Source organism: Corallococcus sp. AB045, from assembly GCF_003668895.1.
Classification (GTDB): domain Bacteria; phylum Myxococcota; class Myxococcia; order Myxococcales; family Myxococcaceae; genus Corallococcus; species Corallococcus coralloides.
In genome coordinates this window covers 1-20,097 of the sequence record NZ_RAWN01000176.1, presented here as the reverse complement: position 1 = coordinate 20,097, position 20,097 = coordinate 1, and the positions used below count along the sequence as shown (strand labels likewise).

Genomic DNA, 20,097 nt, shown 5'->3' with positions numbered 1-20,097 from the left:
GCCCTCCCCGCCCATCATGCACTGTCACGGTGAGCGCGCAGGTGCCACCCGACGGCTGGGCCGAGGGCGTGAAACTGGCGCTCGCGGAGGTGGCATTCGTCCATGTGCCTGCGCAGTCAGCCGTCCACTGGTAGCTGAGGTTGTCCCCGTCCGAGTCATTCGCGGAGGCCGTCACCTGCGTGGACTGGCCCACCGCGACAGAGGACGGCAGCGCCGTTACCCCGGCGACCTGGGGCCAGGTGTTGAAGTCCACGTTGACGGCCGCGCTGCCGTTTCCGGTGCTCACCGTGATGGTGACGCTGAGGGCAGCCGAGGCGCCCTTGGAGTCCGTCACCGTCAGCGTCAGCACCACGGGGCCGGCGGAGGCCGGCGCCGTCCACGCCGTGGAGAGGCTGGAGGCGGCGCCGAAGCTGCCCGTGCTGGCCGCCCAGGCGTAGGTAAGCGTGTCGCCCGCATTGGGGTCCTCCGCTGTGGCCTGCAGGGCCACCTGGCCGCCGGGATCGACGGTGCCGGGACTGGCCACCAGGGAGAGAATCCGCGGCGCCACGTTCTCGAAGGGCGCCGGCGCATTCACCTCCTGAAGCAGCAGCGTCACCGCCGTCGTCTGCCCGGCCTGGATGGTGACGGGCGTCACCTGGCCTGCGTAGCGCACGGTGTTGGAGGCATCGAAGGCCTGGGCGCTGAAGGTACGGCCGGTGCCCGCGGGCAATTGGCCCAGCACCCCACCCCACTGTCCGCCCGTCTTCACCAGGGCGTCCGTGCGAGTCGTCATCCCCGCGCCCGACACCGTGAGTTCCACCCTCACCACGTCGCTAGCGCTCAGGGCCTGCGGCAGCGTCACCACCGCCTGCGCGCTGCCTTCCGCCTCCTTGGATTGCTGCGCCCCACCGCAGCCGGCCAATGCCAGCACCACGCCCAAGGCCAGACACGCCAGCCCGCTTCGACTCTCTTGCCTCATGGACTGCTCCCCCGGGCGCAACTGGATGAGCCTCCCCGAGAGGCACTCCGCGTCCACGTGGACGGGTGTCTTGCCAGGAGAGGAGCGCGGAACTCTAGTGGGAGTTCCCAGCCTTCGCGCCTGAGTCACCCCAGCGCCACGGTGGTCCAGCCTGACATCCCGGCGCGGACGTCTGTTGAAGATGTCGACTTGACGCTAGACGGCTCAAGCCTCTGGGGCTTCATCTCTATCTTTCCTGCTACGAAGCCGGTGCTCCGGTGAAAGGCCTTTCATGCTGGGAAGGCATTCGCCGGGATTCGCTGTACACACGAACGGAGCAGACATGCGTACGCTGATGAAGTCCCTGCTGGCTGTTTCGGCGGTCCTCTCCCTCGCGCCCACGGCGGCCCTGGCCCTGCCGCCGCAGTGCGATGACATCTGTTGGGACAAGGCTTGCGACTACCCGTGTGCCTTCCACAACCGGTGGGCCACGTGCGCGGACTGGAACATTTTCGAGTGCGCCTCGGGCGTCGTCGCCCCCACCGAGCCCTCGGCGTCGGTGATGCCGGACGAAGCCCTCCAGGCCGATGACGTCCCGCAGGTGTGCAGCGAGGAGCACCCGGACGCCAGCGCGGAGAGCTGAATACGGTGTGCCGGAGGCACGCCGCGTCATTCCCAGACACCCTGAGAAGGCGCGCCGCGTTGTTCTTCGAATACCATGGGTCCTCGAAGGTCGACTTTCGCCGCATAACCTTCGAGCGGTAACGTTCGTGTCGCGTCGAGAAGCCCTCTCTCCAGCCGCATCACCACGGCTGGACGTGCCGCACGGCGTCCAGCCGTCCCTGGCAAGGCGCGCTGCGTTAATCTCTAAATACTTAGATTCCGCGAAAGCCCACTTTCGCCAGATAACCTTTGAGGTGTAACGTTCGCGTTGCGCTGAGTGGATGTTGTTCACCCCCCTCTCAACGCATACCGAAAGGACCACACCATGAAGATCCTCAAGGCGCTGAGCGACCGCTTTCTGAAGATGTTCCTGTCCGAGGTTCCCGCAGGCGCCTGCGTCCCCTCCAACGGCGAGTGCTGCACCACCAAGCGCAAGGTCCACAACTGTTACGGCATCTGCGTCGCGTCGGTCGGCTGCAAGTAACTTCTGATTCATGACCGCGGCTGGACGCGCCACTTCGGCGTCCAGCCGTCGTCTCAGTGAGGCTCTCCGTTGAGCGCGGTCAATCTCGGTTGTCGCCTGATGCTGTCACTGGTGTTCGTACTCGCCGCCATCAGCAAGGCGCGCGGACGCAAGCCCTTCGAGGACTTCATCCAGACGCTCGTGAACTTCGGTCTGCCTCCCTCCCTGGCGGGCGCGCCGCTCGCGGCCACGTTGATTCTCGCCGAGGCCGCCTCCGCGCTCCTGCTGCTCTTGAACGTGGCCGCGGGTTATGCGCTCGCGCTGGCGCTCCTGGGCGGCTTCACGCTTGGCATTGCATGGGTGTTGCGCCGGGGCGCGAAGGTCGCCTGCCGGTGCTTTGGCGCCAGCAATACCCCCGTGGGCGCGGCGCACCTGGTGCGCAACGGCCTGCTGCTGGCCGTCGCTGTCGTCGGGGCCGTGAGCCACGCGGCGGCCTCGGGCGCGCCCGTGACGGTGGCGATGGGGGCCATCGCGGGGACCGCCGGAGTGCTGGGCGGAGTCTTCGTCACGCGGTGGGATGACCTGGTGTTCCTGATCCGCGGACCGGAGCCCGTGGCCGCGTCGTCGCGAGCCCGAAGGACCTGAGGAAGACGATGGTTGAGATTCTTGTCGTGGGTGGCGCCATCCTCGCCGTGCTGGTGGTGCTCAACCTCTTGCTGACGCTCGCGCTCATCGGCCGGCTGCGCAAACTCCAGGAGACGGTGGCCAACCAGGTCCCCACCCGGGACCCTGCCCTGCCGCTGGAAGGTGACAAGGTGGGCCGCTTCGAGGCGACCACGATGGAGGGCGAGTCCGTCACGGATGCCGTCCTGGCGGACGGGAAGACCCTGATCGGCTTCTTCACCCCCGGCTGCCGGCCCTGCTCCTCGGTGCGCGAGAAGCTCATCGCCTCGCCGCCGGGGATGCCGCTGTTGGCCTTCATCGAGGGCGGGCCCGAGGACCCGGACGTGGTCTCGCTCGGTGCGTCGCTCAAGCAGGTGGCCCGGGTGGCGTACCTGAACGATGGGGACTCCATCACTCGGGCGATAAAACAGGCCGGCTACCCCACCCTCGTGCTCGTCGATAAAGGCGTGGTGGCCGCCGCGGGACACTTCGTGCACGAAGTCCTGCCATGACCGAGCCACGGAACGCGCGGAGGCTCGTGCGTGAGGTGCTGCGCACGGTGCGCGCGGCCGTGGTGCTCCAGTGGCGCTCGGCTCCGCTGGCGTCGGCCTTCGCGTTCGCGCTCACGTTGTGCACGGGCTCCGTGGCGGCTGTGGGCGGGTGGCTCACCAAGCAGTTGCTGGACGAGCTGAGCCGCGGTGCGCTCGCCGACTCGCAGCGGGCGCTCACGCTCGCGGTGGGTGCCGCCGCCGTCGCCGGGGGCGCCATGGCGGTGCTCAACGTCACCGAGTACCTGGCCGGGGTGATCCGCTGGCGCGTCACCATCGAGGTCGAGCGCACCCTCTTCGCGAAGGTGGTGGCGCTGGAGGGCCTGCGCCACTTCGAGGACCCCGCCTTCCACGGCCGGCTTCGCCTCGCGAACGAGGCCGCCCTGGACGCGCCCCAGCAGCTCGCCGAGTTCGTGCGCGCCATGGTGCGCACGCTGGTGTCGGTGGGGACGCTGAGCGCCGTGGTGCTGATGGTGTCGCCGCCCATGGCGTTGCTGCTGCTGCTGGCGGGGGGCGTGGCGCTGGCGGCGCAGCTCGCGCGCAGCCGGTGGCTGGTGGAGCTGACCGAGGCGCTCGTTCCGACGTACCGCTGGCGCGACTTCTACCACTCGCTGCTGGTGGACGTGCGGGCGGCCAAGGAGAGCCGGCTGTTCAACCTGGGGGACCTGCTCCTGGAGCGGATGGTGGCGTCGCTGCGCAAGGCGTCGACCCAGGAGCTGGCCGTGACGCGCAAGGGGTTGGGCGTGCAGGCGGCGCTGTCGCTGCTCACGGCCGTGGTGGCCTCGGTGGGGGCCTTCATCGTCGCGCGAGGGGCCATCCGGGGGCAGCTCCAGCTTGGAGACGTGGCCCTCTTCCTCGCGGCCGTGGCGGGCATCCAGAGCGCCTTCAACGGGCTGCTGTCGCAGATTGAGTTCGCGAGCCGCAGCATCCAGACCTTCAAGAACTACCTCGACATCATCGACCTGCCGGTCCGCGCGGAGGGGCCCTCGCGTCCGGTGGCGCCGCTGCGGCATGGCATCGAGCTGCGCGACATCTGGTTCCGCTACGACGCCCACGGCCCCTGGGTGCTGCGTGGGGTGAGCCTCTTCATTCCGGCGGGCGGATCGGTGGGGCTCGTCGGCGTCAACGGCGCGGGAAAGAGCACGCTGGTGAAGCTGCTGTGCCGCTTCTACGACGTGGAGCGCGGGCAGATCCTCTGGGACGGCGTGGACGTGCGGGAGCTGGATGCGAATGCGCTCTGGGCGCGGATGACGGCGACCTTCCAGGACTTCATGACGTACGACTTCAGCGCGGCGGAGAACATCGGCCTGGGGGACGCGGCCCGGCTGAAGGACGGCGCGCGGATCCGCGACGTGGCGCGGCTGGCGGAGATGGACGACACGCTCGCCTCGCTTCCCGCGGGCTACGACACGCTGCTGAGCCGCGTGTTCGCGGGCGAGGACGACGATGCGCCGGCGGGAGTCTCGCTCTCCGGAGGTCAGTGGCAGCGGGTGGCGCTGGCCCGAGCCCTGATGCGCCAGGACGTGGACCTGCTGGTGCTGGACGAGCCCAGCTCCGGACTGGACGCGGCCGCGGAGTTCCACATCCACCAGACGCTGGAGCGCTACGGCGCGGGGCGCGCGCGTCTGCTCATCTCCCACCGGATGAGCGCGCTGCGGAGCGCGGACATGCTCTACGTCCTCTCCGATGGCCGCGTCATCGAACAGGGCACGCATGACGCGCTGATGGCGGCGGGTGGCGAGTACGCGCGTCTGTTCACGCTCCAGGCCAGCGGCTATCAGGACGAGCGCGTCGCCTCGCGGACCTCGCAGCGGGAGGTCGCGTGATGCTCGCGGCGATGGGCGTGGGCGCGGGACTCCTGCTGGCGGGCGCAGCGCTAGCGGCCTGGGCGCGACGCCGCTGGCTCGTCGTCACGGTGCGAGGCAACAGCATGGCGCCCACGCTGCGCGACGGGCAGCAGCTCCTCGCGAGGCGCCGTGTGGGAGACGGCGGTTACGCGCGCTCGGACGTCATCGTCTTCCTGCTGCCCGCCGAGCGGCTCGCGGTGATGAGCTCGGAGGACCCGCCCTATCTCATCAAGCGGGTGGCCGCCGTCGCGGGAGATCCGGTGCCGGACTGGGCGTGGGCGAAGCTCGGCGCCGATGCCCGGACGTGCGTTCCGTCCGGGAAGGTAGTGGTGTCGGGAGACAACGTCGACAACACCCAGGACTCGCGGCAGCTCGGCTACATCGACGCTGAGGCCATCATTGGCGTCGTGCGGGTCCCGAGCTCCTGACGAGAAGACGGGACCCGCTGGGAATCAGTCCTCCGAGCCCCAAACGCAAGCGCCTGGCGTCTCGTCAGAAATTCAGCACCTGCACCGGCGTGAGGCGAACCGTCCACGTCCCGTCGCCCAATTGGCCATAGTCATTCCTGCCCCAGGCCCAGACGGTGCCGTCCTGCCTCAAGAGGAGCGAATGGTAGAGGCCAGCGGAGAGGGCCGCGACGCCCGTCAGGCCCGGCAGCTGCACCGGCGTGTGGCGCTCCGTCAGCGTCCCGTCGCCGAGCTGGCCGTAGGCGTTGTAGCCCCAGACCCAGACGGTGCCGTCTTGCTTCAAGGCGAACGTGTGGGCGCCGCCAGCAGTGACGGCCGCGACGCCCGTCAACCCCTGCACCGGCGCGGGGCTGAAGCCGCTCCCCCCGTGGCCGAGCCGGCCGTTGCCGTCGTAGCCCCAGGCCCAGACGGTGCCGTCGTTCTTCAAGGCAAACGTCTGACCCCAGCCAGCGGAGAGGGCCGCGACGCCCGTCAAACCCGGCACCTCCGCGGGCGTTGGGCGGGCTGTCGTCGTCCCGTTGCCGAGCTGGCCCCAGTGGTTCGCGCCCCAGGCCCAGACGGTGCCGTCCGACTTCAGCGCCTGGGTGTGGAAGTAACCTGCGTCGACGGCGACCACCCCGGTCAGGCCCTGCACCTGCACCGGCGTGAGGCGAACCGTCCACGTCCCGTCGCCCAATTGGCCATAGTCATTCCCGCCCCAGGCCCAGACGGTGCCATCGTGCTTCAAGGCAAGCGTATGGTCCGCGCCAGCGGAGAGGGCCGCGACGCCCGTCAAGCCCTGCACCTGCACCGGCGTGAATTGGGTCGTCAGTGTCCCGTCGCCGAGCTGGCCCTTGCCGTTATAGCCCCAGGCCCAGACGGTGCCATCGTGCTTCAAGGCGAGCGAATGGGCGCCGTCAGCGGTGAGGGCCACGACGCCCGTCAAGCCCTGCACTTGCACGGGCGTGAGGCGGTTCGTCGTCGTCCCGTCGCCGAGCTGGCCGTAGCCGTTGGAACCCCAGGCCCAGACGGTGCCGTCCTGCTTCAACGCGAGCGTGTGGTGGTCGCCAGCGGCGAAATGCGCTCCGAAGCCCGTGGCGCAGGCGCTCCCTCCCTGGAGTGAGAAGACGTAAGAGGTGGAGAGGCCCAGGGCATTGGTGACGGTCGCCGTCACGGTGGGCGGGGTTCCCAAGGGCAGGCAAGAGGGCGCCGTCCAGAGGACTTCGCTGGTGGTGGCGGTGCTGGTGGCCGAGCCTGGAGCACCCGCGCTGGAGGCCCAGGCGAAGGAGAGCGCGCTGCCCTGCGGGTCCTTCGCCTTCACCCGGAAGACGACGGTGCCGCCGCCCGTGGGCACCGAGGCAACGGACTGGAACGTCTCCACCACCTCGGGCGGGAACTGCGCGGTGGTGGGCGACGTCGAAACGTAGAGGGTGAGGCTGCCCGTGCCCTGCCCGCCCCGGCCGTCCTGCACCAGGACCGTCAGTGTGCAGATGCCGCCGGAGGGCTGGGCCGAGGGCGTAAAGCTGGCGCTGGCGGAAGCGGCATTCGTCCACGTACCCGCGCAGTCGGCCGTCCACTGGTAGCTGAGGCCGTCCCCATCCGCGTCGCTGGCGGAGGCCGTCACCTGGGTGGTCTGGTCGACGGCGATGGAGGACGGCAGGGCCGTCACGCCGACCACGCGAGGCCAGGTGTTGAAGGAGACGTTGACGGCAGCACTGCCGTTGCCGGTGCTCACCGTGATGGTGACGCTGAGGGAAGCAGAAGCCCCCTTGGAGTCCGTCACCGTCAACGTCAGCACCACCTGGCCCGGTGTCGCTGGCGCCGTCCAGGTGGTGGAAAGGCTTGAGGCCGCGCTGAAGCTGCCGGAGGGCGCCGTCCACGCATACGTGAGCGTGTCACCCGCGTTGGGGTCGTCCGCGTTGGCCTGCAGCGCGACCTGTCCGCTCGGGGCGACAGTGCCAGGGCTCGCAACCAGGGAGAGGATGCGCGGCGCCGCGTTTTCGAAGGGCGCTGGAGCATTCACCTCCTGCAGGAGTAGCGTCACGGCTGTCGTCTGGTTGGCCTGGATGGTGACGGGCGCGACCTGCCCCGCGTAGCGCACGGTGTTGGAGGAATCGAAGGCCTGCGCGCTGAAGGTGCGGCCGGTACCCGCAGGCAGCTGGCCCAGTACCCCACCCCACTGTCCTCCCGTCTTCACCAACGCATCCGTGCGTGTTGTCATGCCCGCGCCGGACACCGTGAGTTCCACACGGGTCACATCGCTGGCGCTCAACGCCTGCGGCATTGTCACCACTGCCTGCGCGCTGCCTTCCTGTGCCTGCACCCCTTGTGCGCTATCGCACCCTGCCAATGCCAGGACCAGGCCCAATGCCAGCACGGCAAGCCCGCTTCGACTCTCTCTTCGCATGCATCCCTCCTGCGTGATGTCTGGAATTGCTGATGGGCGGACGCTTCTGGACGTCAGTCTTCCAAGCCCTGCACCCGCACGGGCACGGTGCGGTCGAGGGTCGTCCCATCGCCCAGCTCGCCCTCGGCGTTGTAGCCCCAGGTCCACACGGTGCCGTCCCGCAGCAGCGCCATGGAATGCGCGTCGCCTCCGGCCAGGGCAGTCACCGCCGTCAGTCCTTGCACCTGCACCGGCGTGAGGCTGCCCGTGACGGCCTCATTCCCGAGCTGCCCCGCGGCGTTGCGGCCCCAGGTCCACGCGGTGCCGTCCTGTTTCAGCGCCAGCGAGTGATAGGACCCGGCGGCAATGGCCGACACGCCCGTCAATCCCTGCACCTGCACCGGGACCGGGCTGTTCACGGCCGCCCCATTTCCGAGCTGACCGTCGGTGTTCCGGCCCCACGCCCACACGGTGCCGTCCTGCTTGAGCGCGAGTGAATGGACGAGCCCCGCGGCGATGGCCGATACGCCCGTCAGCCCCGGCACCTGCGCGGGCGTGAGGCGGCTCGCGGTCGTCCCGTCCCCCAGTTGCCCGGAGCTGTTGTAGCCCCAGGTCCACACGGTGCCGTCCTGCTTCAAGGCGAGCGAGTGATAGGTGCTCGCGGCCAGGGCCGTGACACCCGTGAGGCCCGGCACGGACATCCGCTCCGTGCGGCTGACAGTGGTCCCGTCTCCCAGTTGGCCCAGGTTGTTGAGGCCCCAGGCCCAGACGGTGCCGTCCTGCTTGAGCGCGAGTGAGTGGTACGTCCCCGAGGCCAGGGCCATGACACCCGTGAGGCCGGGCAGCGGAGCCGGTGTCACTCGGACCATGTCCGCGGCGTCCCCCAGTTGGCCGGAGTCGTTGTACCCCCAGCCCCACACGGTGCCGTCCTGCTGGAGTGCAAGCGTGTGATAGGCGGTGGCGGATAGGGCCGTGGTTCCCGTAAGGCCCTGCACCTGGATCGGAACGGGCAGGAATCGGTCCACGTTCGTTCCGTCCCCGAGCTGCCCATAACCGTTGTGGCCCCACGCGGACGCGGTGCCGTCCTGTCTCACGATCAGGCTGTGCGCGCCTCCCGCCGCGATCCAGGTCACTCGACTCGGCGAGGGTGTGCACGGCGTGCCGCCTTCCAGGACCATGGAGGCGCTGGCGGACAACCCCAGCGCGTTGTGGACGGTCACCGTCACCGTGAGGGACGTGCCCGAAGAAAGGCAGGCGCCAGCCGTCCAGAGCACCTCACTGGTCGTCGCGCCGTCGCTGGCAGTACCCAACCCGGCCGCGTTGGCGGTCCAGGCAAAGGAGAGCGCGCTGCCCTGCGGATCTCGCGCCCTCGCGCGGAAGACGACGGTGTCACCCTGCGCAGGCACGGTGGCGATCGAGTGGAATGTCTCCACGATCTCTGGCGGGAACCGCCCCGTGGTAGGCGACGTCGTCACGTAGACGGTGAGGCTGCCAATGCCCTGTCCGCCACGACCGTCACGCGCCGCGACGCTGAGCGTGCAGGTGCCGCCAGGAGGCTGGGCCGAGGGCGTGAAGCTGGGACTGGCGGAGGTGGCATTGGCCCAGGTGCCCGCGCAACTGGCCGTCCACTCGTAGCTGAGGCTGTCTCCGTCCGCGTCGCTGGCGGAGGCCGTCACCTGGGTGGACTGGCCTACGACCACAGAGGAAGGCACGGCTGTCATTCCAGCCACCTGAGGCCAGGTGTTGAAGGAGATGTTGACGGCGGCGCTGCCATTGCCGGTGCTCACCGTGATGGTGACGCTGAGGGCAGCCGAGGCGCCCTTGGAGTCCGTCACCGTCAGCGTCAGCACCACGGGGCCCGCGGAGGCGGGTGCTGTCCATGAAGTGGCGAGGCTGGAAGCGGCGCTGAAGCTGCCGGAGGCCGCCGTCCACGCATACGTGAGGGTGTCGCCTGCGTTGAGGTCATCCGCGGTGGCCAGGAGGGTCACCTGGCCGCCCGGGGCCACGGTGGCAGGGCTCGCCACCAGGGAGAGGATGCGCGGCGCGGCGTTGTCGAAGGGCGGCGGCGCGTTCACCTCCTGGAGCAACAGGGTGACCGCCGTCGTCTGTCCGGCCTGGATGGTGACGGGCGTCACTTGCCCCGAGTAGCGGACGATGTTGGAGGCATCGAAGGCCTGCGCGCTGAAGGTGCGCCCGGTGCCCGCGGGCAATTGCCCAAGCACCCCACCCCACTGCCCTCCTGTCTTCACCAGCGCGTCCGTACGCGTTGTCATGCCGGCGCCGAACACGGTGAGCTCCACGCGGGCGATGTCGCTGGCGCTCAAGGCTTGCGGCAGCGTCACCACTGCTTGCGCGCTGCCCTCCGCCACCGCCATGGCCTGACCGCCGCACCCGGTCAGGGCCAGCACGAGGCCCAGGGCCAATACCACCAGCCCGGTTCGACTCTTTCGACCCATGAAACGCTCCAGCACTTGGGACAGTGAGGTCCCGCAGGCCGTGGCTTTGTCACCACGCTTCCAGCGGGCCTCCTCCAGCAAGGGCGCGGGACTTTACGAGTAGTCATTTCGACTTCGCCTCTGAGTCGCTCCCGCGCCACGGAAGTCGCTCGGGACTCTCCGTGTTCGTCCCTCTCAAGCGCTACCCAACAGGGTGGATCCACACTCCCTGGTGACGAGCCATGCCTCACGGTGAGTCGGACAGGTTCGCGCCTCCCGAGGCCCAAGGCTGTGCTGGCCCGGCAGGTGAAAAACCTGTCCGACAGTCGGACAGGTTCGCGGTGCTCGAGGCCCGGGGGCGCGCTGGCCCGATGACGCGAACGGTCGGCCCGGCGTTCGGGGCTACCGAGTTGTCTCAGCCCGCTCGGATCCGATCGAACTCCACGGCGCAGTGCGCTGAGAACACCTTCACCTCGTGCCCATGCGCGCGTACCAGGCCGCGCAGCCGCTCCTGGTTCTGGAGCCGCACGGCGTTGTCCTCGGAGTACAGCCGCTGGAACAGCGCCACGCCCCACGGGCTCCTCGGCGCGACCGGGTCCACTTCGTGGTGGCTGAAGTACGCGTCCCCCGCGTGCAGCATCCAGCCTCCGGGCCCCTTCACCGCGACGCCGCAATGGCCCGCCGAGTGGCCCGTCAGCGGCACCAGCAGCACCTCCGCGTCCAGGCCTGGAATCACCCGCACCGCCTCGAAGCCGAACCAGCGCTCACCGTCCACCGCGTACCGGCTCCACTTCGGCCCGTGGGCCCACTGCACCGGCTTGTAGCCGTGCCTCGCGCCCGACACCGGAGGCACCACCGCCGCGGCGTGTTCTTCCGCGAAGACGTGGACCTGCGCGTCCGGGAAGTCCACCAGGCCTCCGACGTGATCCAGGTCCAGGTGCGTGGGCACGATGTGCCGGACGTCCTCGCGTCGGAAGCCCAGCCGCTCCACCTGGGCCAGCGCCGTCTCCGCCGGGTCCAACCGGGGCGTGTTCCGTCTCACGAAGCGCTGTCCCAGCCGCCCCCTCGCGTCCTGCACATCCCGGGTCCCCAGGCCCGTGTCCACGAGCACGAGCCCCCGGGACGTCTCCAGCAGCAGGCAATGGCAGACCATCCGGGCCCGCTCGAACAGGCCGCCCGAGCCCGTGACGAACCGGGCACTGGCGGGACACAGGGTTCCACAGTTGAGGTGATGGATTCGCATGCCCGGCAAGGTACGGACCGGGCCCCGGTCCCCGATTGGAGGAATCGGCCATCCGGCACGGGCCCCGGGTTGAAGCGAGGGTCCGTCCGTCCCATGCTTCCCCACGCATGGCCGCTCTGGCTGACAACGCGCTGGCTCCTCGGGCCGACCTGTCCCGCTTCGTCCAGCGCGTGCGCGTGCTCTGGCGCGGTCCCTCTTCGGGCGACTACGTCCGTGTGCCAGACGGCACCGTGGAGCTGGTGGTCCGCGTCACCTCCTCCACGTGCGATGTGCACGCCCTGGGGCCTCGGGAGCAGGTGGTGCGCAAGGCGCCCTCGGAGGTTCCGCCCGACACGCTGGGCATCCAGTTCAAGCCCGGCGGCGCCTACCCCTTCTTCGGCCTGCCCATGTCGGAGCTCGCCCACCGGTCGCTCTCCATCGACACGCTCTGGGGCAAGACGGACGGCGCCCGGCTCCGCGAAGCGCTCGCGGAAGCTCCCTCCTCCCAGGCCCGCCTGCGCACGTTGGAGGCCGCGCTCGTGGATCGGCTCCACCGGGACGACGTCTACGAACCGGCCGCCGCGTACCTCGTGCGGCGCGGCATCCGCTTGCTCACCGGCTCCGGTGAAATTCCTCGCGTCGCGGATCTGGCCCGCACGCTCGGCGTGAGCGAACGGCACCTGCGGCGCACCTTCGACGATGTGCTCGGCATGGGACCCAAGTCCTACGCTCGGCTCGTGCGCTTCCAGCGCGCGCTCCAGGCCTCCACCGCCCAGGGCGCGCGGCCGGACTGGGGAAGCATCGCCGCCGGCGCGGGCTACTATGATCAGGCCCACCTGATCGCGGACTTCCGGGCCGTGCTGGGCACCACACCGGGGGCATGGGCGCGCGCACGGGCGGCCTGAGCGGGCTCGGACGCGCTGCGTCGGGACCCGGCGGGTGGGGAAAGCGCCTGCCCTGTGAGCGTCCCAGGGAATCGTTCGGGCGCTCGGACGTTATGCGGCAGGCGTGGGCGTTTTCCCAGCTTGACCGACGCTGGGCCATCCCTCACAAACGCCCCGTCCCCGCGGAGCTCCGTCCCGCGGCCCGAAAGGATCCCATTCAATGAAGCGATTGGTCGTCATCGCCGCCCTCGTGGGTGCCGCTCCGGCGCTCGCCGATGAAGGCATGTGGACGTACAACAACTTCCCCGCCGCCAAGGTGAAGGAGAAGTACGGCTTCCAGCCGGATCAGCAGTGGATGGACAAGCTCCGCCTGGGCGCGGTGCGTCTGGCCGGCGGTTGCTCGGCGAGCTTCGTGTCGCCGGACGGCCTGGTGATGACCAATCACCACTGCGCGCGCGGCTGCATCGAGCAGCTGTCCACCGCGAAGCAGGACTACCTGGCCAACGGCTTCTACGCGAAGACCCAGGGCGAGGAGAAGCAGTGCCCGGCGATGGAGGTGAACCAGCTCGTCGAGATCACCGACGTCACCGAGCAGCTCAACAAGGCCACCCAGTCGCTGACCGGCAAGCAGTACTCGGACACGCTGAAGGCCGAGATGTCCAAGGTGGAGAAGGCCTGCGCCAACGGCGACGACAAGGTGCGCTGCGACCTGGTCACGCTGTACCAGGGCGGCAAGTACAACCTGTACAAGTACCGCCGCTTCCAGGACGTGCGCCTGGTGTTCGCCCCGGAGCACGCCATCGCCTTCTTCGGCGGTGACCCGGACAACTTCGAGTTCCCCCGCTACGACCTGGACGTGACGTTCGTGCGCGTCTACCAGGACAAGCAGCCGGTGAAGACGCCGGACTACTTCAAGTGGTCCGAGAGCGGCGCGAAGGAGAATGATCTCACGTTCGTGGCCGGCAACCCGGGCCGCACCTCGCGCGCGCTGACCATCGCGGAGCTGGAGTACACCCGCGACGTGTCCCTGCCCAAGACGCTCATGTACCTCTCCGAGCTGCGCGGCATGCTCACCGAGTTCCAGAAGCGTGGCCCCGAGCAGAAGCGCATCTCCAGCAACCTCCTCTTCGGTGTGGAGAACGGCCTGAAGGCGTCCAAGGGCCGCCACGAGGCGCTGCTCGACAAGAAGTTCTTCGCCTCCAAGGTCGCCGCGGAGCAGGAGCTGCGCAAGAAGGTCGACGCGAACCCCGAGCTGAAGAAGAAGTACGCCGCCGCCTGGGACGAGATCGCCAAGGCGGAGGCCCAGCTGCTCACCCTCCGCAAGGACCTGAACTTCCTCGAGCAGGGCAATGGACTGTCCTCCGGCCTGTTCCACACCGCCAGGGCGTTGGTGCGCGCTGGCGACGAGCTGCCCAAGGACAACGGCCAGCGCCTGCGCGAGTTCAACGACGCCAACCTGACCGCCCTCAAGGCGCAGCTCTTCAGCCCCGCGCCCATCTATCCGGAGCTGGAGATCGCCCGCCTGACGTTCGGCCTCACCAAGATGCGGGAGGAGCTGGGCGCCAAGCACCCGTTCGTGAAGAAGGTGCTGGGCAAGGAGTCCCCGGAGCAGGTCGCCACCCGCGTGGTGAAGGGCACGAAGCTCATCAACCCGAAGGCGCGCCAGGCGCTCTGGGACGGCGGCAAGAAGGCCGTGGACGCGTCCAAGGACCCGATGGTCCAGCTGGCCCTGCTGACGGATCCGGACGCCCGCGCCATCCGCAAGAAGTTCGAGGAGGACGTGGAGTCCATCATCAAGAAGAACAGCGAGCTCGTCGCCAAGGCGAAGTTCGACATCTACGGCACCAGCCAGTACCCGGACGCGACCTTCTCCCCGCGCGTGTCCTTCGGCTCGGTGAAGGGCTACACGGATGAGGGCCAGCAGGTCGCCCCCATCACCCAGATGTCCGGCACCTTCGAGCACGCCACGGGCCAGGAGCCGTACGCGCTGCCCAAGTCGTGGCTGAAGTCGGAGAAGGTCATCACCGGCACCACGCCGATGAACTTCATCACCACCAACGACATCATCGGCGGCAACTCCGGCTCGCCCGTGGTGAACAAGAACCAGGAGGTCGTCGGCCTGGTGTTCGACGGCAACATCCAGTCGCTGGGCGGCGAGTACGGCTTCGACGAGTCCGTGAACCGCACCGTGGCAGTGCACTCGGAGGCCATCATCGAGGCGCTCCAGAAGATCTACGGCGCCACCCGCGTCCTGGAAGAGCTGCGCCCCGGCAGCACCAAGGTCGCGCCGGTGAAGGCGAACCCGGCGGGGTAGTCCTCCCGCAGGCATCCTGAAGCACCCCAGAGGCTGCCCGGTTCGCTCCGGGCAGCCTCTTCGTTCATCCTCCGTCAGGGAGAGCGGCGACCTGCCGTGAACGCATGGTGCCCCGGCACTTCCCCCGGGGACAGGAGGCATATGGACGCGCGCGCCGAGCAGTTCATGCGGGACGGGTTCCTTCGCATCGACGGGGCCTTCCCCCGGGAGGTCGCGGACGAAGCCCGGGCCCTCCTCTGGCGGGACACGGGGTGTGATCCGGACCGGCCCGCCACCTGGACCCGCCCCGTCATCCGCCTGGGCATGTACCCCCAGAAGCCCTTCGTGGACGCCGCGAACACCCCCGTGCTGCACGCGGCCTACGACGAAATCGTCGGCGCCGGCCGGTGGCTGCCACTCCGGTCGATGGGCACGTTCCCCGTGCGCTTCCCCTCCCCGGAGGATCCAGGCGACGCGGGGTGGCACATCGACGTGGGGTTCGACTTCGACAAGCCGGACTTCATGGACTGGCGCGCCAACGTCGCCTCGAAAGGCCGGGCGCTGCTGATGCTCTTCCTCTTCTCCGACGTGGGCGAGGACGACGCGCCCACCCGCATCCGCGTGGGCTCGCACCAGGACATCGCGCGGTTGCTGGGCCCGGCGGGCGAGGCGGGCCTGACGCTCCGTCAGCTCGCGGCCAATGGCTTCGCGGAGTCCGCCCACCGAGGGGAGGTGCTGGCCACGGGCGAGGCGGGCACGGTGTACCTGTGCCACCCCTTCCTCGTGCACTCGGCCCAACCCCACCGGGGAACGCGGCCGCGCTTCATGGCGCAGCCGCCGCTCTTGCCCCGGGAGCCCCTGAGCCTGGCCCGGCTCCCGGAGGACACGTCGCCGGTGGAGGAAGCCATCCGGCGCGCGGTGACGTAACGCCCTACCGCCTCACTCCCACTCGATGGTGGCGGGCGGCTTGGACGAGATGTCGTAGACGACGCGGTTGATGCCGCGCACCTCGTTGGTGATGCGCGAGGAGATCTTCTCCAGGATGGGGAACGGGATGCGGGCCCAGTCCGCCGTCATCCCGTCCACGCTGGTGACGGCGCGCAGCACGCAGGTGGACTCGTAGGTGCGCTCGTCGCCCATCACGCCCACGCTCTGCACCGGCAGCAGCACGGCGAAGGCCTGCCACACTTCCTTGTACAGGCCGGCCTTGTGGATCTCCTCCTGCACGATGGCGTCCGCGCGGCGCACCAGGTCCAGGCGCTTCTCGTTCACCTCGCCCAGCACGCGGATGGCCAGGCCCGGGCCCGGGAACGGCTGGCGGGAGACCATCTCGTCCGGCAGGCCCAGCTCGCGGCCCAGCGCGCGGACCTCGTCCTTGAAGAGCTCGCGCAGGGGCTCCACCAGCTTGAGCTTCATCTGCTCCGGCAGGCCGCCCACGTTGTGGTGGCTCTTGATGGTGACGGACGGGCCCTTCCACGACACGGACTCGATGACGTCCGGGTACAGCGTGCCCTGCGCCAGGAAGCCCGCGTCCTGCACGTCGCGCGAGGCCTCCTCGAAGACAGCGATGAACTCCCGGCCGATGATCTTCCGCTTCTGCTCCGGATCCGTGACGCCGGCCAGCTTCGACAGGAAGCGCTCGCGCGCGTCCACCGTCTTCAGCGGCACGTGGAAGCGGTCCACGAAGAGCGCCTCCACCTGCGCCCGCTCACCCTGACGCAGCACGCCGTTGTCCACGAAGATGCACTGGAGCCGGGGGCCAATCGCCCGGTGCAGCAGCAGCGCCGCCACGGAGCTGTCCACGCCGCCGGACAGCCCGCAGATGACGCGGCCTTCGTCACCGACCTGCTTGCGGATGGTCTCCACCGCCTCGTCGATGAAGCCCTTCATCGTCCACGAACCAGAGACCTTGCAGTCGTTGAAGAGGAAGGCGCGCAGCATGGCCTTGCCCTGCGGCGTGTGGACCACCTCCGGGTGGAACTGGAAGCCGTACCAGGGGTTCGTCTTGTGGGCCGCCGCCGCGAAGGGCGAGTTGCCGCTGCGGCCGATGGCCTCGAAGCCGGGAGGCAGCTCGTCCACCCGGTCGCCGTGGCTCATCCACACCTGCACCTGGTCGCCCGGGCGGAACTCCGCGAAGGGGCCTCGCGCGGAGAGCACCTCCACCGCCGCGCTGCCGAACTCGCGGTGCGCGCCCCGGTCGATGCGGCCGCCCAGGAGCTTGGCGAGGAGCTGGAGGCCGTAGCAGATGCCCAGCACCGGGACGCCGGCCTCGAAGACGTAGGGGTCGCAGCGCGGGGAGCCGGGCGCTTCCACGGACGCCGGCCCTCCGGAGAGGATGATGCCCTTCGGCGCGAACTGCCGGATGTCGGCGGCGGGGAGGTCCGGGCGGTGGATCTCGCAGTACACGCCCAGCTCGCGCACCCGGCGGGCGATGAGCTGGGTGTACTGGCTCCCGAAATCAAGGATCAGGATCTTCTCGGAGTGCAGGTCCACCGGCGATTCTCCCAGGGGGCGTCGTTGACGGGTGGGGGCCCTTATCGCTACAAACTTCGGGAAATCAACGCTGAAAGGCCGTCAATTGTTCGTGCGCCGCCTGTCCGCTTCCACTGCAGCAGCCATGCTCCTCCTGTCTTCCTCGGGGTGCGTGAAGGAGATCACCTCCGACGAGCGTCTGGAGCGTGACACCCGCAGCGTCGCGGTGAAGGACGCGCCGGGGGTCGAGGCGCTGTCCAAGCTCACCTGCGACGACACCTCCGCGCCCCTCAACAAGGCCCGGGACGTGAACCGCCCGGAGTCCGACCGGCTGGTGGACTACGTCAATCTGTACTCCTCCCTGAAGGACCGCACCCACACCTTCGAGGAGGCCATGGCCCGCAACCCGGACCTGAGCTACCGCGAGGGAAGCCAGAACCTGGTCAACGCCAAGGACGCCTGCATCCAGCAGACCGCGGACGTCCGGGTGGAGTTCGAGACCTACCTGCGTGAGCTGGTGGCCGTGCCCACGGTGCAGGAGATCAAGGGTGGCAACACCGTCACGGTGGCCCGCCTGGACTTCGGCACCCTGAAGAAGGCCATCGAGACGCTGGACCCGGACGACCGCGAGTCGCTCCTCCAGAGCGTGAACTCGGCGGAGAAGCGCGTGTCCGCCACGGCCGCCCCCGCCGAGGACACGTCCACCACGGGCGGCGGCAAGCGTCGCGGCAAGTAGTCGCCCGCTGTCCTCCCCCGGCGCCTTGGCCGGGGGAGACTCCCCTGCCCCGAAGCCTCCCGGTGACGGTGAGGCCCTGGGGCGGTGGAAGCCCTACTCCATCCGGTAGTTGGGCGCTTCCTCGGTGATGATGACGTCGTGCACGTGGCTCTCCTTGAGCCCGGCGGACGTGATGCGCGTGAAGGTGGCCTTCGTGCGCAGGTCCTCGATGGTGGCGCAGCCCACGTAGCCCATGCCGCTGCGGATGCCGCCCAGCATCTGGTGCACGTTCATGGAGAGCGTGCCCTTGTACGGGACGCGGCCCTCGATGCCTTCCGGCACCAGCTTCACCGCCTCCACGTCGGACTGGAAGTAGCGGTCCTTGGCGCCCTGCTTCATGGCGCCCAGGCTGCCCATGCCGCGGTAGCTCTTGTAGCTGCGGCCCTGGTACAGGATGACGTCGCCGGGGGACTCCTCCGTGCCGGCGAACAGCGAGCCGATCATCACGGAGCTGGCGCCCGCGGCGAGCGCCTTCACGATGTCGCCCGAGTACTTGATGCCGCCGTCGGAGATGATGGGAATGCCGTGCTTGTCCGCCTCGCGGGCGCAGTCATCCACGGCCGTCACCTGGGGCACGCCCACGCCGGCCACCACGCGGGTGGTGCAGATGGAGCCCGGGCCGATGCCCACCTTCACCGCGTCCACGCCCGCTTGAATCAGGGCGTGCGTGCCCTCGGCGGTGGCCACGTTTCCGGCGATGAGGTCGAAGCCCTTGAAGTTCTTGCGCGTGTCGCGCACGCCTTCGATGACGCCCTTCGAGTGGCCGTGCGCGGTGTCCACGACGATGACGTCCACGCCCGCCTTCACCAGCGCGTCGATGCGGGCCTCGCGGTCCGGGGACACACCCACGGCGGCGGCGCAGAGCAGGCGGCCCTTGGCGTCCTTGGCGGCGTACGGGTGGGTGCGGCGCTTCTCGATGTCCTTGATGGTGATGAGGCCCTTGAGCTCATAGGCCTCGTTGACGACGAGGAGCTTCTCGATGCGGTGCTCGTGCAGCAGCTTCTGGGCGTCGTCCTGGGCGATGCCCTCGTGGCCGGTGACGAGCTTCGTCGTCATCACGTCCTCGACCTTCTGGGACAGGTTCTTCTCGAAGCGCACGTCGCGGCTGGTGAGGATGCCCACCAGGCGCTTGCCCTGCACCACGGGCACTCCGGACACGCCGTGAACCTTCATCAGCTCCAGGGCGCGGGCGAGCGGCGCCTTCGGGTCGATGGTGATGGGGTCCACGACCATGCCGCTCTCGAACTTCTTGACCTTGAGGACCTCCAGGGCCTGCTGCTCGGGCGTCATGTTCTTGTGGATGACGCCGATGCCGCCCTCCTGGGCCATGGCGATGGCGGTGCGCGCCTCCGTCACGGTGTCCATGGCGGCGGACAACAGGGGCACGTTCAGCCGGATGTTGCGGGTGAGGCGAGTGGTGAGGTCGGCATCACGCGGGGTGACGGCGCTCTCACCGGGCAGCAGGAGCACGTCGTCGAAGGTGAGGGCCAGCCGGATATCGTGGTTCAACATGGGGGCTCCCGGAGGCCCCGCGGGGCACCAGCGCCCGGCGGGTGCGTGTCCATACGGTTTGCGCGGCTGCCGCGCAACGGAAGAAGGTTTTTTGCCGCTCGTTCCCGGAAGGTTCAGGTGATACTCGGTGTCCCACCAACACTTATTGGGACTTGGACCGGGCCTTGGCGGAATTGAATCAAGCGGGGGCGGTCGGGCTGGTGGTGAAGCTGCCCTTCGCCACCCCCGAGGAGTTCCTCGCGAAATACGGGGGCAACATCACCCGGGGCGGCATCTATTTGCGCGCCAAGGCAGTGCGCCCCCCGGGCACGGCCGTCACCCTGGACCTCCGCCTGGCAGGCGGCGACCGGCTCCTCTACACGACGGCCATCGTCCACTTCGTCACGGGCCAGCAGGGCCAGGGCATCTCCGGCATGGGCCTGAAGTTCGGGGAGGCGGATCCCGCGACCCGCCGGTTCCTGGACGCCGCGGTCGCCATCCTCCCGCACGCCCAGTCGGAGTTGCCGCCCGTGCCCAACGGCGTGGGCCCCCCGGACTACACCGTGCCCGCC

At 69.2% G+C, this 20,097-nt stretch carries 17 protein-coding genes; 11 read left to right on the top strand and 6 right to left on the bottom strand.

Annotated features, from left to right (window positions below; translation table 11 throughout):
- On the bottom strand, nucleotides 1-958 hold a 958-nt coding region (locus tag D7Y21_RS31575; protein ID WP_233612354.1), incomplete at its 3' end, for an Ig-like domain-containing protein.
- Between the two features lie 322 nt (nucleotides 959-1,280).
- Between D7Y21_RS31575 and D7Y21_RS31570 the strand changes: the two genes are divergently transcribed.
- The 6 genes from D7Y21_RS31570 (at nucleotide 1,281) to D7Y21_RS31550 (ending at nucleotide 5,549) form a co-directional block, all read left to right on the top strand.
- Nucleotides 1,281-1,580, top strand: coding sequence for a hypothetical protein (locus D7Y21_RS31570; protein WP_121717558.1), 300 nt, complete (start codon nucleotides 1,281-1,283; stop codon nucleotides 1,578-1,580).
- A 345-nt stretch (nucleotides 1,581-1,925) separates the two neighbouring features.
- Nucleotides 1,926-2,084, top strand: a complete 159-nt coding sequence (locus D7Y21_RS42365) for a hypothetical protein (RefSeq protein ID WP_014397035.1) — start codon at nucleotides 1,926-1,928, stop codon at nucleotides 2,082-2,084.
- Nucleotides 2,085-2,153: 69 nt separating this feature from the next.
- Entirely contained in the window at nucleotides 2,154-2,708 is a 555-nt protein-coding gene (locus tag D7Y21_RS31565; RefSeq protein ID WP_233612353.1) for a MauE/DoxX family redox-associated membrane protein, read from the top strand.
- Nucleotides 2,709-2,716: 8 nt separating this feature from the next.
- On the top strand, nucleotides 2,717-3,238 hold the full coding sequence (locus D7Y21_RS31560; protein WP_121717554.1) for a hypothetical protein: 522 nt from the start codon (nucleotides 2,717-2,719) through the stop codon (nucleotides 3,236-3,238).
- The gene (locus tag D7Y21_RS31555; RefSeq protein WP_121717552.1) at nucleotides 3,235-5,100 is read left to right on the top strand and encodes an ABC transporter ATP-binding protein; all 1,866 of its coding nucleotides are present in this window, start codon (nucleotides 3,235-3,237) and stop codon (nucleotides 5,098-5,100) included. Before D7Y21_RS31560 ends, D7Y21_RS31555 begins: the two co-directional genes overlap by 4 nt.
- Complete coding sequence (locus D7Y21_RS31550; RefSeq protein WP_121717549.1) at nucleotides 5,100-5,549, top strand: S26 family signal peptidase; 450 nt, start codon at nucleotides 5,100-5,102, stop codon at nucleotides 5,547-5,549. Before D7Y21_RS31555 ends, D7Y21_RS31550 begins: the two co-directional genes overlap by 1 nt.
- A 64-nt stretch (nucleotides 5,550-5,613) precedes the next feature.
- On the opposite strand, the gene D7Y21_RS31545 is transcribed toward D7Y21_RS31550, so the two are convergent.
- From D7Y21_RS31545 to D7Y21_RS31535, 3 genes are all read right to left on the bottom strand, one after another.
- Nucleotides 5,614-7,974, bottom strand: a complete 2,361-nt coding sequence (locus tag D7Y21_RS31545) for an Ig-like domain-containing protein (RefSeq protein ID WP_121717547.1) — start codon at nucleotides 7,972-7,974, stop codon at nucleotides 5,614-5,616.
- A 53-nt stretch (nucleotides 7,975-8,027) separates the two neighbouring features.
- Nucleotides 8,028-10,409 (bottom strand): Ig-like domain-containing protein, encoded by a 2,382-nt coding sequence (locus D7Y21_RS43055; RefSeq protein WP_233612352.1) that lies wholly within the window; start codon nucleotides 10,407-10,409, stop codon nucleotides 8,028-8,030.
- A 394-nt stretch (nucleotides 10,410-10,803) separates the two neighbouring features.
- Nucleotides 10,804-11,631, bottom strand: coding sequence for an MBL fold metallo-hydrolase (locus D7Y21_RS31535; RefSeq protein WP_120568316.1), 828 nt, complete (start codon nucleotides 11,629-11,631; stop codon nucleotides 10,804-10,806).
- Between the two features lie 107 nt (nucleotides 11,632-11,738).
- On the opposite strand from D7Y21_RS31535, the gene D7Y21_RS31530 reads away from it, so the two are divergent.
- The 3 genes from D7Y21_RS31530 (at nucleotide 11,739) to D7Y21_RS31520 (ending at nucleotide 15,714) form a co-directional block, all read left to right on the top strand.
- The gene (locus tag D7Y21_RS31530; RefSeq protein WP_121717545.1) at nucleotides 11,739-12,515 is read left to right on the top strand and encodes an AraC family transcriptional regulator; all 777 of its coding nucleotides are present in this window, start codon (nucleotides 11,739-11,741) and stop codon (nucleotides 12,513-12,515) included.
- Nucleotides 12,516-12,714: 199 nt separating this feature from the next.
- On the top strand, nucleotides 12,715-14,808 hold the full coding sequence (locus D7Y21_RS31525) for a S46 family peptidase (RefSeq protein ID WP_121717543.1): 2,094 nt from the start codon (nucleotides 12,715-12,717) through the stop codon (nucleotides 14,806-14,808).
- A gap of 141 nt (nucleotides 14,809-14,949) precedes the next feature.
- Nucleotides 14,950-15,714: a phytanoyl-CoA dioxygenase family protein gene (locus D7Y21_RS31520; RefSeq protein ID WP_121717541.1), complete on the top strand. Its 765-nt coding sequence runs from the start codon at nucleotides 14,950-14,952 to the stop codon at nucleotides 15,712-15,714.
- A gap of 12 nt (nucleotides 15,715-15,726) precedes the next feature.
- Here the strand turns inward: D7Y21_RS31520 and guaA are convergent, their stop codons facing one another.
- Entirely contained in the window at nucleotides 15,727-17,280 is a 1,554-nt protein-coding gene (gene guaA / locus D7Y21_RS31515; RefSeq protein ID WP_120568312.1) for a glutamine-hydrolyzing GMP synthase, read from the bottom strand.
- Nucleotides 17,281-17,404: 124 nt separating this feature from the next.
- Between guaA and D7Y21_RS31510 the strand changes: the two genes are divergently transcribed.
- On the top strand, nucleotides 17,405-17,995 hold the full coding sequence (locus D7Y21_RS31510; RefSeq protein ID WP_120568311.1) for a hypothetical protein: 591 nt from the start codon (nucleotides 17,405-17,407) through the stop codon (nucleotides 17,993-17,995).
- Nucleotides 17,996-18,088: 93 nt separating this feature from the next.
- Here the strand turns inward: D7Y21_RS31510 and guaB are convergent, their stop codons facing one another.
- A complete protein-coding gene (guaB, locus tag D7Y21_RS31505; RefSeq protein WP_120568310.1) occupies nucleotides 18,089-19,546 on the bottom strand; it encodes an IMP dehydrogenase in 1,458 nt (485 codons plus the stop codon).
- 164 nt (nucleotides 19,547-19,710) lie between these two features.
- Here guaB and D7Y21_RS31500 point away from each other — a divergent pair.
- Nucleotides 19,711-20,097 (top strand): TIGR02266 family protein (locus D7Y21_RS31500; protein WP_121717560.1); only part of this gene is annotated, 387 nt, incomplete at its 3' end.